Genomic DNA, 15,696 nt, shown 5'->3' with positions numbered 1-15,696 from the left:
GCGATAGACAAAGTATAGATGAGTTATTCTAAGATGGAAGTAAAAAAATAGCTGGAATTGTGTAAAAATGTAACAGTTTTAGCTAGGTGATTGTTCGTAAAAAGTTTTGTTTTGTGAAATTTTTTGTAACTGGTGGTTTATTTTTTCTACGGGTACGGGGCGAGAAATAAAGTAGCCTTGGCCATAATCTACGCCAATTTCTTTCAGTGCTAAAAAGATCTCTTTGCTTTCAACATATTCCGCAACTGATCGTTTATCAAGGGAGCGGCTAATATCATTGATCGCTTTAACGAGCGCAAGATCAATAGGATCATTGAGCATATCGCGAACAAACGAGCCATCTATTTTCACGTGTTGAGCAGGCAATTGCTTAAGGTAATTAAAGGTACTAAAGCCCGTACCAAAATCATCGATTGAGAAATGGCAGCCTAAGCGATTGAGTTTTTCAATCATCAGGCGGGTGGCGGTTAAATTATTAATACTGGCCGATTCGGTGATTTCAAAAATAACGCGAGTGGGAACGACCTGATATTTTGCAAGGGTGGACTCGATATGCGGTAATAAACGTTCATCTAAAAACGATTGCGCCGAAAGATTAATGGCAACTTGATTTAGTTCAGGATTCGCAGCGATGGCTGCAATGGCATTACTGATCACACATTGATCCATCAAGTAAGTATCATTTAATAATTCAAGTGATGGAATAAATTGGTTTGGATAAACCAGTTCTCCGTCAAGTTTTAACCGTAATAGCGCTTCAAAGTACGCCACGCCACCTTGCTTAAAGTTCCAAATTGGTTGGTAATGCAGTTCAATGTGATTTTGCTGCAGTGCTTGGCGAATACTGTGCCCCCACTCTAAGCCTGCTTGTAAGGTGTTATGGTTGGCATCTTCTTTCGAATAACAATGCACTAAATTACGGCCAAGACTTTTCGCTACATACAAGGCAATGTCGGCCTGTTTTAAACATTCACTCGGATCGTGGTTAGCGGCGGTTATTTGCGTTAAGCCGATTGAGCAGCTAATAGAATATATTTGCTCTTCAGATTTAAACTGATGACCTTCAATTGCCATGCAAATGCTTTCTGCGATTAAGTGCGCATCAAGTAAATTCATATTTTTTAAGATCACCGCAAATTCATCACCACCAATACGGCATACCAAATGTTCATCACTGATATTAGCAGTAAATAGCTGCGCGACTTCTTTTAGAACAATATCACCTTGTTGATGGCCTTTACTGTCATTAATTATTTTAAAGTGATCAAGATCTATATAAATTAAGGCGTGTTCAATGTCGCCATAGGTGCGTTGTGGTTGGCAAATGCGGTTCAGTTGCTGATCAAAATAATAGCGATTATGCAAACCGGTTAAAGTGTCATGTAAGGCTAAATGACGCAGTTGTAACTCTGCTTGCTTGCGCTCATGAATATTGTCGATTGTTGCAGTAATTGTTGCCGCGTTACTACTGTTTTTGATCAGTTGCAGGCGGCACTCAACCCAGATAGCTCGGCCATCTTTATGAATAATTTGCACTTCTACCTGTTGTTGCAAAGCGCCGCCTTGCAAAATACTGCTAATGGTATCAAGCAGTTTCTCTTTGCAGTCATTAATACAAAAATCAGAGAGTGCTTTGCTCAAAGTTTCTTTAATGCCAAAACCGCTCAACGCCTCCCATGCAGGGTTGATAAAGCGAATTCGTCCTTGTTGATCAAACTCAAGCACCACAGTATTAAGGTGCAACAATATTCGTTGATGAGCTGAAAATAGCTCTTTATAACGATTTTGGCTTTGGCTTAGCTGTTCCACTTTCTGCGCAAATTCAGCATAACTGACCATAAAATCTTCGCGACGTGCTGCATGGTCACATACTTTTGTGAGTAATGAGTGCTCATAAGGGGCGCGAATAAAATCAGTGACGCCAGAAAGCAGCAGCTGCTCAGCATGGTTAGCGTCTTTAGTATCAATAATGGTTACAATGGCTTGCTTGGGGTTGTGCTGTAAAATTTCTTCAACTAATTGGTTTGCTGATCCGGCATGTGCCGCGGTTGCATCAAGTAACACAATGGCAAATTTTTGTTGTAAATAGATAGATAATGCTTGTTTGTTATTAGCCACATGGGTGCAGGCAAAGTTTAGTTGTAATTGTTGGGCTATTTTAGCCGCTTTAGTGCTGTCAGCTTCAAGCAGTAATAAGTCTAAACGACTGCTTTTTTCTAAATGAGTAGATAACACATTGGCCAACACTTGCGGTAGCATATCTTGACGTTCGAACGGTATAACGGCATCTATACCATAACTACGTGCGGTTGTTTCTGCTATGCGTTCACAGTAGATGGGGGGAGTGAGCACAATGGGAGTATTCTTTGGGGTTTTTAATAGCCCTGAACGGATCATACGCGAAAATCGCCAACCGTCGATTTTACCAACATTGAGCCCGGTAATAATGACATCAACAGCTTGAGACTTGAGAATTTCGAGGGCTTGCTGGCTATCTGCTACTTCAAGAAAAGTAAATACATTGAGTCGACTTAAGGTTGACTTAACTGCCTGACGCTCAGCGACACTGGCATTTAAGATCAGCAAACTTAGTTGCTTAGCCATGTAGTCATACCTCTTTTAAACCCAACTTTAATTAAGTTGAGTAGAATAATGCCATTTGTCCCGAACCACAAGAGAACATTGCTGGGTATTTTTATTAAAGGCGTTGGTTGAGCTCATAGCGCGATACAGTTAAACTTGGCGCGACTTTTTTGATCTGGATATATCCTATGCGCGTGGCCGATTTTAGCTTTGACTTACCTGATGAATTAATTGCTCGTTTTCCTAAACAGGATCGAACTAGCAGCCGTTTACTTACTTTAGATGGCCCAAGTGGCGCCGTAGAACATAAAATATTTAGTGATATTCTTGATTTAGTAAATGAAAATGACTTGTTGGTATTTAACAATACTAAAGTGATCCCCGCGCGAATGTATGGCCAAAAAGCCTCTGGCGGCAAGCTTGAAGTGCTGGTAGAACGTGTACTTGATGAGCACCGTGTACTTGCCCATGTGCGCGCTAGTAAATCACCAAAACCAGGCACAACAATTATTCTCGAAGGTAAAGCTGAGGCAACGATGGTTGGCCGTCATGGTGAATTGTTCGAATTGGAATTCACCGCTGAGCAAAATGTTTTGGAAATTCTGAACGATATCGGCCATATGCCTTTACCGCCGTATATTGATCGCCCCGATACAGACGAAGATCGTAAACGTTATCAGACCGTTTACGGTGAAAAGCCAGGTGCAGTTGCAGCGCCAACTGCAGGCCTGCATTTTGATGACTCGCTAATGGCTGCATTAAAAGCAAAAGGCGTAAACATGGCTTTTGTTACTTTGCATGTTGGAGCGGGGACTTTTCAACCGGTGCGCGTGGACTCGGTTGATGAGCATATAATGCACTCCGAATACATTGAAGTGCCTGACGAGGTTGTGGCGGCTGTTGCAGCTACAAAAGCGAGAGGCGGGCGGGTGATTGCTGTGGGGACAACGTCAGTGCGCTCGTTAGAATCAGCGGCGAAAATACATGGCGGCCAACTTGCTAGCTACTTTGGTGACACCGATATCTTTATCTATCCGGGTTATCAATTTAATGTGGTGGATGCCATGGTCACTAATTTCCACTTATCGGAATCAACGCTAATAATGTTAGTTAGTGCGTTTGCAGGACAAGACAATATTATGAGCGCGTATAAAACGGCAATAGAGCAAAAATATCGCTTTTTTAGTTATGGTGATGCAATGTTTTTAACTCGTAAATAAATAGTGCCTTAATGAATGTGATAGCCCAGCAAAATGCTGGGCTTTTTTACACTTTTAATCTCAGCTTTGAGCCCAATTAATAGTAATGGTTTTACAAAAAGGGTAGAATCGAGCGGTTAAATTATAGCTTGTTGGACTGTTTTTCCGACATTGAGGATGATATGAAATTTGAATTAGACCGTACAGATGGCAAAGCGCGCCGCGGCCGCTTGATTTTTGACCGAGGTGTAGTAGAAACACCCGCATTTATGCCTGTAGGTACTTACGGTACTGTAAAGGGGATGACCCCTGATGAAGTAAAAGATACCGGTGCCCAAATTTGTTTAGGTAATACCTTTCACTTAATGCTGCGTCCAGGTACTGAGATCATTAAACAGCATGGTGATTTACATGATTTTATGAATTGGGATCGTCCTATTCTGACCGATTCAGGCGGTTTTCAAGTTTTTAGCTTAGGTGCAATGCGTAAAATCAGCGAAGAAGGTGTATTGTTTAGCTCACCTGTAAACGGTGAAAAAATCATGCTCTCGCCAGAAAAAGCAATGCAAGTGCAGCGCGATTTGGGGTCAGATATTGTCATGATTTTTGACGAGTGTACGCCATACCCTGCTACTGAAAAAGAAGCGAAAGACTCGATGGAGTTATCACTTCGCTGGGCTAAGCGCTCAAAAGAAGGCCATGGTGATAACCCTGCTGCATTGTTTGGTATTATTCAAGGCGGTATGTACCCTGAGTTACGTGCGCAATCACAAGCGGGCCTTGAAGAAATTGGTTTTGATGGTTATGCACTGGGTGGTTTATCAGTGGGTGAGCCAAAAAATGAGATGATCAATATTCTGGATCACTGCGCCTATAAAATGCCAGAGAACAAACCGCGTTACTTAATGGGGGTGGGCAAACCAGAAGATTTAGTTGAAGCTGTGCGTCGTGGTATCGACATGTTTGACTGTGTAATGCCAACCCGTAACGCCCGTAACGGTCATTTATTTATTACTGGTGGTATTGTCAAAATTCGTAACGCAGTGCATAAAACAGACACCGGCCCACTGGATCCTGAGTGTGACTGTCATACCTGTAAGAATTATTCACGTGCGTACCTACATCATCTTGATAAATGTAACGAAATATTAGGTGCACGACTAAACACAATACATAACTTACGTTATTATCAGCGTGTTATGGAAGGTTTGCGCAATGCGATTAGCGAAGGCAAGTTAGACGAATTTGTTAGTGATTTTTATGCTCGCCGTGGCCAAGATGTGCCAGAGCTAGCTGATACCGAAAATTAAATTTTAAAAATTAAAGAGGAAGTACTATGAGTTTATTTATTTCAAATGCCCATGCAAGTGCAGCAGGCGCGGCGCCAGCCGGTGGTGGTTATGAAATGTTGATCATGTTAGCTATTTTTGGCTTAGTGTTTTATTTCTTAATTTACCGCCCACAGGCTAAGCGTGTTAAAGAGCATAAAGCGCTTATGAATGCGATGGCTAAAGGTGACGAAGTGCTCACCCAAGGTGGTTTAGTAGGAAAAATTGCTAAAATTTCTGAAGACAAAGATTTCATCGTTATCTCTTTGAACGACCAAGCTGAAGTAACGGTACAAAAATCAGCTGTTTCAGCTGTGTTACCAAAAGGCACTATGAAGTCGCTATAATAATTAAATAAGGACGCCCACGTGTTAAACAAGTTTCCAGTTTGGAAGTATTTACTTGTTCTAGCTGTGATCGCGATTGGTCTTTTATATGCCTCTCCTAATTTGTATGGTCGTGATCCGGCCATACAAATTTCAGGCACTAAAGGCACTGATGCGGATCTCAGTGTTGTAGACAAAGTAAACGCGACCCTCGAAGAGCACAACGTTACTGTTAAATCAGTAGTTTTAGAAAACGGCCAAGTATTGATCCGTTTTAAAAACGTTGAAGAACAACTTAAAGCGCAAGATTTATTGCGTGATTCATTAAGCGAAGATTACATCTCAGCCATTAACATGGCCCCGGCGCAACCTCATTGGTTAAAAGCCCTTGGTGGCAATCCAATGAAATTGGGCTTGGATTTAAGTGGTGGTGTTCACTTTACGATGGAAATCGACATGGTGACAGCGGTTGATAACGCGCTGGAACAAATGGATCAAGATTATAAAAGTGACCTTCGTGAAGAAAAGCTGCGTTATCGCACTATTCGTCGTGTAGCAGGTACTGAACGTCTTCGCGTTGAAATGCGTAGTGAAGAAGACAAAGACGCCGCAGAACGCTTTTTACAATCACGCTACCCACTACACACTTTCATTGATGATAGCTCAAACGATAATGCATTTTACGCAAGCCTTAGCGACCAAAAGTTAAAAGAAATTCGTGACTACGCTATTAAGCAAAACGAAACCATTATTCGTAACCGTATCAATCAAATTGGTGTTGCTGAACCAAACGTACAACGCCAAGGTGCAGAACGCATTATTGTGCAACTACCAGGCGTACAAGATACAGCCCGTGCGAAAGAAATTTTAGGTGCAACAGCTACGCTTGAGTTTCGTGAAGTAGACGAAAATGCAGATCCTTCAGCTGCCGCACAAGGGCGTATTCCACCTGGCACTGAAATGATCATGAGCCGTGATGGGTATCCTGTGGTATTGAAAAAACGCATTATTCTTGAAGGTAGTCACATTACAGGTGCGCAATCGGGTGCCGATGAATACCAACGCCCGCAAGTAAGTATCAGCCTTGATAGCAAAGGCGGCGCAAAAATGAATGCCTTTACGAAACGCGCGATTGGTAAGCGTATGGCAACGGTATTTATTGAGTACAAGCCTTCAGGTAAAACAGACGCAAACGGTAAAGCATTACCACCAATTAAAGTGGAAGAAGTAATCAACGTAGCAACTATTCAAGCACGTCTCGATCGCTCATTCCGTATTACTGGTATTGATAACCCAGCAGAAGCACATAACCTAAGTTTATTACTGCGTGCTGGTGCGTTAGTTGCGCCAATTCAAATTGTTGAAGAGCGTACCGTAGGCCCAAGCTTAGGTCAGGAAAACATTGAAGCAGGTATGACAGCCGTAGCCCTTGGTTTCTTATTCGTACTGATCTTTATGTTGGTTTATTATAAAGGCTTTGGTTTAGTGGCTAATGTTGCCTTAGCAGCTAATTTAGTCCTAATTGTAGGTGTAATGTCACTGATCCCGGGGGCCGCATTAACGCTACCAGGTATTGCTGGTATCGTACTTACAGTTGGTATGGCTGTTGATGCTAACGTACTTATTTTTGAGCGTATTCGTGAAGAGCTCGCTGATGGTCGTAGCCCGCAACAGGCTGTGCATCATGGCTATGACAGTGCCTTTAGTACGATTTTTGATGCCAATATTACCACCTTAATCGCTGCAATTATCTTGTTCGCAGTGGGCACAGGTCCGATTGCTGGTTTCGCAGTAACACTTGCGATTGGTATTATCACGTCAATGTTTACAGCCATTGTTGGTACCCGTGCGGTGATCAACTTATGTATTGGTGGTAAGCGCATTGATAAGCTGTCAATTTAAGGAGCAGGTATGCAAATTTTAAAATTAGGTGGCAGAACGTTAGCTTTCATGTCACTGCGTAAAGTTGCTATGAGTATCTCTACGTTGCTTATTTTGGCCTCATTCGCATCGTTCTTTGTGAAAGGTTTAAACTTTGGTTTAGACTTTACCGGCGGTACAGCGGTTGAAGTTGGTTTTGCCCAACCTGCAGATTTAAAGAAAGTTCGCTCGGTACTTGCTGAAAACGGTTTTGCAGATGCATCGGTACAATTGTTTGGTTCAAGCCAAGAGATTTTAGTACGCTTGGCACCTCGCGGTGATGATGTAAAAGCTGAAGTTATCGGTAACCAAGTGATTGATGCACTGAAAAAAGCCGACGACAGCGTGGTAATGCGCCGAATCGAGTTTGTTGGTCCAAGTGTTGGTGAAGACTTAAAAGAGCAGGGTGGCCTTGCCATGTTAACTGCACTTATCTGTATCTTGATCTACGTTGCATTTCGCTTTGAGTGGCGTTTTGCAGTGGGGGCAGTATCGGCCTTGATGCATGATGTTATTATTACGCTTGGCTTGTTCTCAGTATTAGGTTTAGAGTTTGACCTAACAATACTGGCTGCAATTCTGGCCGTAATAGGTTACTCATTGAACGATACGATCGTTGTATCTGACCGCATACGTGAGAACTTCCGCAAAGTGCGTATTGATGACACCATTGAAATCATTGATATTTCATTAACGCAAACACTCAACCGTACCTTAGTAACTTCAATCACCACTATTTTAGTATTGATTGCCTTGTTTGCTTGGGGTGGCCAAACCATTCATGGTTTTGCTACGGCATTGTTATTTGGTGTATTTATTGGTACTTACTCTTCAATTTATGTTGCTAGCGCTGTTGCAATTGCAATGGGCGTAAGTAAAGAAGATTTGATCCCAGAAGTCATCGAAAAAGAAGGCGCAGACTTAGACGCCATGCCATAAGCATAAAGCGAAGTTTACGTTTTTAAAAACCGCTCACATTGAGCGGTTTTTTGCTATCAGAGATTGATGTCGTAGGTGGGGTTTTAGCCTGCAAAAGATTTAAAAAATTTACTCACAAAGAGGGTAAGGTAAAAGGAGCTAGGGAAGTGACTAGGCTCTAGGGTTCATAGCCCGCAGCTAGCTAAGCATCTTGGTGGTGAACATAAACCTGCGCGAGGTAAACTCGCGCCTACGGGGTTGCGTTTATTGTAGGCGCGGCTTTATGCCGCGCGGTTTAAAGACTCATGGCTAAAGCCATTTCCTACGTTCTAAAAACCCTAACCTCTAACATCTAACATCTAACATCTAACATCTAACATCTAACATCTAACATCCAAGTGCAGCTAGGTTCTAGGGAAGTGACTAGGCTCTAGGATTCATAGCCCGCAACCCGCAACCCGCAACTTTTCTTGTTTTTGCTCGAATTGGCGCTGATGTTAATTATTGCTATTTATGAAACACAATATTTCTTATAATAATTCTTATTGATCAAGAACTGATGTAACAAACTAATGTTAAAGCCATTTGTAGTCGCTACGAGTTTAATTATGATTAGCGGATGTGATAACAACGTAACAGTTCAACAGCACGAGCATGCGACTAAACCTTCGCCAGTAAGTGCATTGGAGCAATATCCGCAGCAAGCCAGTGACTTACTAAATAGCATCCGTGCTAAAAAAGATGCAGCCAGTTTAGAGGCTGAATCTGCACAATTAGTAATTTTATCGCTGGCCTTAATTAAAGAGGTTATCGTTAAGTATCCACAATGTACTGAGTATTTGAATGCGTTAAGTACAGTGGCAACTGCGATTGCTTCATTACCATTGATTGAAATTGAAAATGGTTATCATAGTGATGGCAAGTTACCTCCATTTGATGATCCTGTGTGTTATCACGCTAAAGATTTAGTTGTTCACCCAGCAACGGTACAAGCACATGCGCGCTTAGGGTTAGATGATCAACTCGCTTATCAAAATGCAGAGCTTGATGTTATCGAAGTCTTAGCCCATTTTGAACAGCTAGAACAAGCATTGGCTGATTAATTATTAACAGCCACACAGTACTGCCATAAAAATGTCATACGGTCTTGCTACTTTAACCGCCTCTTAATGAAGTTATGGGTTAGAAATAGTGAGTGTTCAGTTAGGTATATTAGAAAATATCTTAAAAAACAGTGAGATTACCACTTTATTTCAACCCATCTTTGATATTAGCGAGCAACAAATATTAGGTTATGAAGCACTTAGCCGCGGTCCTAAAAATTGCGCACTGCAAATGCCCAATGCATTATTTAGCGCGGCGGTAAACTTCGATAAAGTCTCAGAGCTTGAATTACTGTGCCGTTCCAAAGCAATCGAAAACTTTGTTAAACTCAATTTGCAAGGCAAATTGTTTTTAAACGTAAGTCCTAAAACGTTACTAGATCCATGCCATCCTAAAGGTGAAACATTACACCTTGTTGAGCAATTTGGCTTAGCCGCTAATCGAGTGGTGATTGAAGTGACCGAACAAGAAAAAGTGGATGATGGATTTTTATTACTGAAAACCATTGCCCACTATCGCAAGCTAGGTTTCTCAATCGCGATTGATGACTTAGGAGCTGGTTACTCCGGTTTAAAGCAGTGGTCTGAATTATGCCCTGACTATGTAAAAATTGACCGCTACTTTATTGATCATTGTGATGAAAGTGTGGTTAAAAAAGAGTTTTTAAAATCCATTATTGAGCTCGCTAAAGTAACTAAAACAGCGGTGATCGCTGAGGGCATAGAGCGGCATGAAGAGTTAAGCCTTTTAGAGGGACTCGGTATTGTTCATGCCCAAGGCTTTTTGCTTGAGCGGCCAAGTTTGCGACCCAGCTCGGAGTTTAACTCAGCCCAGTTACAACAGTTAAATTTTACCCCAATCACAGATCAGTTTGAGCAATCAATGGCCATTGGTTGGCTGGCTGTTGAGCAATTATCCATTGGTAGCGAGACTCGCTGCAAAGACGCTCATAATATTTTTGAAAAAGATAAAGCAATCATTAGTATCGCTGTCGTCAATCAAGATGCGCAACCGATTGGCTTATTACACAAAGATCAACTAACAGAGGTATTTGCAGCCCCGTATGGGCATGCGCTCTATGACAAGCAGCCAGTGACGGCATTGATGCATAAACAGCCTTTAGTGGTTGATGAAAACCAGCTGCTTGATACCGTGAGCCAGCAGATCACAGAAAATGACTTTGATATCCGTCGGCATATTATCATTACGCGTGCCGGGCGATATTTAGGTCTTGCGCCACTTCGCGATATTTTAAAGCACATCACTGAAGAAAAAATACGTCATGCTCAACACGCTAACCCTCTAACAATGCTGCCGGGCAATGTGGCAATAAATGAAGCGATAGAACACAGATTAAGAGTTAAACATGGCTTTGCACTTGCTTACATAGATTTGAATCATTTCAAACAGTTCAATGACTTATATGGCTACGCCAGTGGTGACAGCGTTATCAAGTTACTAGCGGATGTAACCACGCAGGCATGCAGTAATGTTCCAAGCTTTGTTGGGCATATTGGTGGTGATGATTTTATGGTGGTATTTGATAGTGATAATGCCGAACAGATTTGTAATCAAATTATTAGTGACTTTGAGCTCAAGTCTCGGGCATTTTTTACACCAGAGCATATTGCCAGTGGGGGGTATTGGGCGACTAACCGTGAAGGTGAAAAGCAATTTGTGCCCTTGCTTACTCTGTCAATTGGCGTTGTCGAGCCAGATTTAGAGCAATGTACTAACAGTCATCAAATTGCAGCGTTGGCAACTGATGCCAAAAAAGAAGCAAAGCGTTACCGCCACAGCTACTTGTTTTTATGCAAACGCCGTGGTCCAGCATTGGCAGTTGTTAGTTTTAATCCGTGATTACAAGGCAAGAATTCTGATATGTAGTTGTTCTCTTTGGTAAACTACCAGCACTGTTAGCGTTTTATTTAGCTCACTAGAGTGGTTATATATTATAAGTCGATTGTGATTAACCACAAAAAAAGGAGCCTTAGCTCCTTTTTGAACTTATAGCAGTATCCGTTAGCGCAGTAATGCTTCAGTTAACACTGGGCGAATTTCACGAATGATCGCTTGAGTTAATTTAGGTGAACCACAAATGATGTTACCGCTGTGGTTGTAGTTATTTCCGCCAGCGAAATCAACAATCATACCGCCCGCTTCTTTAACCATTAGCTCACCAGCAGCAGAAGTCCAAGGTTTTAAACCAATCTCAAAGAAGCCATCAATGCGCCCTGCAGCAACATAAGCCATGTCTAATGCAGAGCTGCCTGCACGGCGAATATCAGCTGTATGAACAAACAATGCCTTGAATGCTTCAGTATACGCATCCATATGATGTTTGTTTTTGAATGGGAAACCTGTCGCAAGTACAGTACCAGAAAGCACAGTAGTTTTACTTACACGAAGACGTTTACTGTTTAACTGAGCGCCTTGACCACGAGAAGCAGTAAAAAGCTCACCACGAATTGGGTCATAGATAACTGCTTGGTCTAAACGACCTTTAACTTTAAGAGCGATAGAGATCGCATAATGAGGAATGCCTTTGATGAAGTTGGTTGTGCCATCAATAGGATCTACAATCCATTGGTAATCTGCATCCTTGCCTTTGTGCTCACCTAACTCTTCACCCACGATAGAGTGAGTTGGGTAAGATTGTAAAATAGTGTCACGGATTACGGCTTCAGCTTCTTTATCAATATTAGTAACTAAATCGTTAGTACCTTTTTGTTGTACTTCAACTTTTGATAAATCTTCGCCAGCGCGAAGTAAAATTTTGCCTGCGTTACGCGCAGCGCGAACCGCAATGTTTAACATTGGATGCATGGTGTTACCTTTGGGTTGTAAAAGAACGTTTATATATTTCTATATATTTCAGCCGGCGTATTCTAGCGATTTTTGCCACAAAGTAAACAATAAACCCCAAATAGTTTTGAGTGTTTTTTATACTGACTTGAGTTGTAAGGTAAAAGTTGTAGAGTTTTTCCGTCAGCCGTCAGCCGTCAGCCGTCAGCCGTCAGCCGTCAGCCGTCAGCCGTCAGCCGTCAGCCGTCAGCCGTCAGCCGTCAGCCGTCAGCCGTCAGCCGTCAGCCGTCAGCCTGATCTGATAGCTGATAGCTGATAGCTGATAGCTGTGTTATAATCCGCGCAATTTTTTGTATGGGTTAAAGTAGCACAGCAATGATCTTAGATGACATCCGTATTGTTTTAGTAAATACCTCGCATTCAGGCAATATTGGTTCTGCCGCGCGAGCGATGAAAACCATGGGTTTATCAAAACTCTATTTAGTTGATCCTGCGTGTGAAATAGACAGCCACGCAAGCGCATTAGCAGCAGGTGCTACTGATGTGCTTGGTAATGCAGTGATAGTCGATACTGTGGCGGATGCTATTGCCGATTGCGCGCTAACGATTGGTACCAGTGCACGTTCACGCACTTTATCATGGCCTATGGTTGAGCCCCGTGAATGTGGTGAAAAATTAGTAACTGAAGCCGCCAATGGCCCTGTAGCCTTAGTGTTTGGCCGTGAAAACAGTGGCTTGACAAACGAAGAGCTGCAATTGTGCAATTATCATGTATGCATTCCAGCCAACCCTGAATATAGCTCATTGAATTTGGCGATGGCAGTACAAACGTTATGTTATGAAACACGCATGGCATTTTTAACTCAGCAGCCAAAAGCAAATCAAGAAGATGATGCCGTTTACCCAAGCTCAAAACAAACAGAGCTATTTTACGAGCATTTAGAAAAAACCCTCTTTGACACCGGTTTTATCATCAAGCAGCACCCAGGCATGGTAATGACCAAGCTACGTCGCTTGTTTAACCGCGCACGTCCAGAAGATGCTGAGCTGAATATCTTACGCGGTATTTTGACCTCAATAAATAAGTCTACTAAATAAGCGAAAGTTATAAGACTAATACTTGACTAAATTACTCAGGTAATTACAATGAACACAATACTTGACCAAAACAGTCGGGTATTGAAGTTCTGGCTGATAGCTGATAGCTGATAGCTGATAGCTGATAGCTGATAGCTGATAGCTGATAGCTGATAGCTGATAGCTGATAGCTGATAGCTGATAGCTACTAATATAATACTTGACTATTTTACTCTGGTAATTAAAATTTGCACTCTTTGGTAGTGCGGGGGCTCAATGAAGTTAACATCAAAAGGCAGATATGCCGTTACAGCGATGCTTGATGTTGCGCTACACGCAAGTATAGGGCCAGTTCCCCTTGCCGACATTTCAGAGCGACAAGAAATTTCGTTGTCGTATCTTGAGCAGTTATTTGCCCGATTACGTAAAAATGGTTTAGTCAGCTCTGTGCGTGGTCCCGGTGGTGGTTATCTACTAGGTCGTGAAACGCATGCTATTTCGGTCGGTGATGTGATCAACGCTGTTGATGAATCAATAGATGCAACCCGTTGCCACGGTGCAACTGGTGGTTGCCAAAGCGGCATGCGTTGTTTAACGCATACGTTGTGGTCAGATTTAAGTGCCCGAATAGAAGACTTTTTAAATGGTATTACTCTTGCGGAATTGGTGGAACAATCAGATGTGCAAGAAGTTGCATCTCGCCAAAATAGCAACGTTAGCAATGCAATTAAGCAATTGGAAAATATTCAAGTAAGCTGCCAACTATAGGTTGGCGTCCAGCGGAGAAAGAAATGAAGTTACCGATTTATTTAGATTACGCAGCAACCACGCCAGTTGACGAGCGTGTTGCAAAAGAAATGATGCAATGCCTAACAATGGATGGCAACTTTGGTAACCCTGCATCACGTTCACACCGTTTTGGTTGGCAAGCTGAAGAGGCGATTGATCAGGCACGTACTGATATCGCAGATCTAATTAACGCAGACCCACGTGAAATCGTTTTCACTTCGGGTGCGACAGAATCAAACAACCTTGCTATTAAAGGTGCTGCACAGTTTTACAAAAAGAAAGGTAAACACGTTATTACCGCAAAAACTGAGCATAAAGCCGTGATCGACACGTGTCGTGAACTTGAGCGCCAAGGTTTTGAAGTTACTTATATGGACGTTGAAGAAAACGGCCTACTGGATCTTAAAAAGCTTGAACAAACAATGCGTGACGACACCGTTTTAGTAAGCATTATGCACGTGAATAACGAGCTAGGTGTGATTCAAGATATCGCAACAATTGGCGAAATGTGTCGTGAACGTAAAATCATGTTCCACGTTGATGCAGCGCAAAGCGCAGGTAAAGTGTTAATTGACGTGCAGCAGCTTAAAGTTGATTTTATGTCATTCTCTGCGCACAAAATATATGGCCCTAAAGGTATTGGTGCACTTTATGTTCGTCGTAAGCCACGTGCACGCTTAGAAGCGCAAATGCACGGCGGTGGTCATGAGCGTGGGATGCGTTCAGGTACTTTAGCAACACACCAGCTAGTTGGTATGGGTGCTGCATTTAGAATTGCGAAACAAGATTTTGAAAAAGACCATGCCCACATCAGTGCGCTTCGTAAGCGTTTAATTGATGGCATTATGGCTGATATGGAAGAAGTGTACTTTAACGGTGCACAGGACCAATCAGTGCCAGGAATTGTTAACATCAGCTTCAACTTTGTTGAAGGTGAGTCGTTATTGATGGCTGTTAAAGATATTGCTGTATCATCAGGTTCTGCCTGTACTTCAGCAAGCTTAGAGCCTTCTTATGTATTACGTGCGCTTGGCCGTAACGACGAATTAGCACACAGCTCAATTCGTTTTAGTATTGGTCGTTTTACTACCGAAGAAGAGATTGATTATACCGTCAATTTAATGAAGAGCTCTATCGGTCGCTTACGTGAGATGTCACCGCTTTGGGAAATGCATCAAGAAGGTGTTGATTTAGATTCAGTTGAATGGGCTCATCATTAATTGATTGAGTACATCCGCTAGCAGGTAATGAGGATAGTATTATGGCGTATAGTGATAAAGTAATCGATCATGTTGAAAACCCACGTAACGTAGGTGTTTTAGACAAAAATGATCCATCAGTAGCAACAGGTATGGTTGGCGCACCAGCATGTGGTGACGTAATGAAGCTGCAAATTAAAGTATCAGCTGCAGGCGTAATTGAAGACGCTAAATTCAAAACATACGGTTGTGGTAGCGCAATTGCTTCATCATCTTTGGTAACAGAGTGGGTAAAAGGTAAAACTTTAGATGAAGCTGCAATGATCAAAAACACTGACATTAGTGCTGAGCTTGAATTACCACCAGTGAAAATTCACTGTTCAATTCTAGCTGAAGATGCAATCCAAGCAGCTATTGCAGACTACAAAAGTAAACAAGCGAAGTAAGA

The 15,696-nt window shown here is 42.2% G+C and carries 13 protein-coding genes; 11 read left to right on the top strand and 2 right to left on the bottom strand.

Going from position 1 to position 15,696, the window contains the following annotated elements:
- Window positions 1–78: 78 nt before the first annotated feature.
- Window positions 79–2,604, bottom strand: a complete 2,526-nt coding sequence (locus tag KAN5_RS12500) for an EAL domain-containing protein (protein ID WP_244389837.1) — start codon at window positions 2,602–2,604, stop codon at window positions 79–81.
- Window positions 2,605–2,771: 167 nt separating this feature from the next.
- On the opposite strand from KAN5_RS12500, the gene queA reads away from it, so the two are divergent.
- The 7 genes from queA (at window position 2,772) to KAN5_RS12465 (ending at window position 11,238) form a co-directional block, all read left to right on the top strand.
- Window positions 2,772–3,803: a tRNA preQ1(34) S-adenosylmethionine ribosyltransferase-isomerase QueA gene (gene queA / locus KAN5_RS12495; protein ID WP_244389836.1), complete on the top strand. Its 1,032-nt coding sequence runs from the start codon at window positions 2,772–2,774 to the stop codon at window positions 3,801–3,803.
- A gap of 161 nt (window positions 3,804–3,964) precedes the next feature.
- The gene (tgt, locus tag KAN5_RS12490; protein WP_016709183.1) at window positions 3,965–5,092 is read left to right on the top strand and encodes a tRNA guanosine(34) transglycosylase Tgt; all 1,128 of its coding nucleotides are present in this window, start codon (window positions 3,965–3,967) and stop codon (window positions 5,090–5,092) included.
- Between the two features lie 26 nt (window positions 5,093–5,118).
- Window positions 5,119–5,457 carry a preprotein translocase subunit YajC gene (gene yajC, locus KAN5_RS12485; protein ID WP_016709184.1) on the top strand — a complete coding sequence of 113 codons (339 nt, stop codon included), beginning with the start codon at window positions 5,119–5,121 and terminating at the stop codon, window positions 5,455–5,457.
- Window positions 5,458–5,478: 21 nt separating this feature from the next.
- Complete coding sequence (gene secD, locus KAN5_RS12480; RefSeq protein ID WP_016709185.1) at window positions 5,479–7,338, top strand: protein translocase subunit SecD; 1,860 nt, start codon at window positions 5,479–5,481, stop codon at window positions 7,336–7,338.
- Window positions 7,339–7,347: 9 nt separating this feature from the next.
- On the top strand, window positions 7,348–8,295 hold the full coding sequence (secF, locus tag KAN5_RS12475) for a protein translocase subunit SecF (RefSeq protein ID WP_016709186.1): 948 nt from the start codon (window positions 7,348–7,350) through the stop codon (window positions 8,293–8,295).
- Window positions 8,296–8,846: 551 nt separating this feature from the next.
- Window positions 8,847–9,377 carry a hypothetical protein gene (locus KAN5_RS12470; protein WP_016709187.1) on the top strand — a complete coding sequence of 177 codons (531 nt, stop codon included), beginning with the start codon at window positions 8,847–8,849 and terminating at the stop codon, window positions 9,375–9,377.
- An 88-nt stretch (window positions 9,378–9,465) separates the two neighbouring features.
- Entirely contained in the window at window positions 9,466–11,238 is a 1,773-nt protein-coding gene (locus KAN5_RS12465; protein WP_138555901.1) for a GGDEF domain-containing protein, read from the top strand.
- A 162-nt stretch (window positions 11,239–11,400) separates the two neighbouring features.
- Here KAN5_RS12465 and suhB read toward each other — a convergent pair whose 3' ends face one another.
- Window positions 11,401–12,204 (bottom strand): inositol-1-monophosphatase, encoded by an 804-nt coding sequence (gene suhB, locus KAN5_RS12460; protein WP_016709189.1) that lies wholly within the window; start codon window positions 12,202–12,204, stop codon window positions 11,401–11,403.
- Between the two features lie 354 nt (window positions 12,205–12,558).
- On the opposite strand from suhB, the gene trmJ reads away from it, so the two are divergent.
- The 4 genes from trmJ to iscU all read left to right on the top strand — a co-directional run bounded on the left by trmJ (window position 12,559) and on the right by iscU (window position 15,694).
- A complete protein-coding gene (gene trmJ, locus KAN5_RS12455) occupies window positions 12,559–13,281 on the top strand; it encodes a tRNA (cytosine(32)/uridine(32)-2'-O)-methyltransferase TrmJ (RefSeq protein WP_016710661.1) in 723 nt (240 codons plus the stop codon).
- Window positions 13,282–13,536: 255 nt separating this feature from the next.
- Window positions 13,537–14,028, top strand: a complete 492-nt coding sequence (gene iscR, locus KAN5_RS12450) for a Fe-S cluster assembly transcriptional regulator IscR (protein ID WP_016710660.1) — start codon at window positions 13,537–13,539, stop codon at window positions 14,026–14,028.
- 23 nt (window positions 14,029–14,051) lie between these two features.
- On the top strand, window positions 14,052–15,269 hold the full coding sequence (locus KAN5_RS12445; protein ID WP_016710659.1) for an IscS subfamily cysteine desulfurase: 1,218 nt from the start codon (window positions 14,052–14,054) through the stop codon (window positions 15,267–15,269).
- Window positions 15,270–15,310: 41 nt separating this feature from the next.
- The gene (gene iscU / locus KAN5_RS12440; RefSeq protein ID WP_016710658.1) at window positions 15,311–15,694 is read left to right on the top strand and encodes a Fe-S cluster assembly scaffold IscU; all 384 of its coding nucleotides are present in this window, start codon (window positions 15,311–15,313) and stop codon (window positions 15,692–15,694) included.
- Window positions 15,695–15,696: the final 2 nt, after the last annotated feature.

Source organism: Pseudoalteromonas sp. KAN5, assembly GCF_022846535.1.
GTDB classification, from domain to species: domain Bacteria; phylum Pseudomonadota; class Gammaproteobacteria; order Enterobacterales; family Alteromonadaceae; genus Pseudoalteromonas; species Pseudoalteromonas haloplanktis.
The sequence above is the reverse complement of the archived record's forward strand: the minus strand, read 5'-3'. Positions and strand labels throughout refer to the sequence as shown.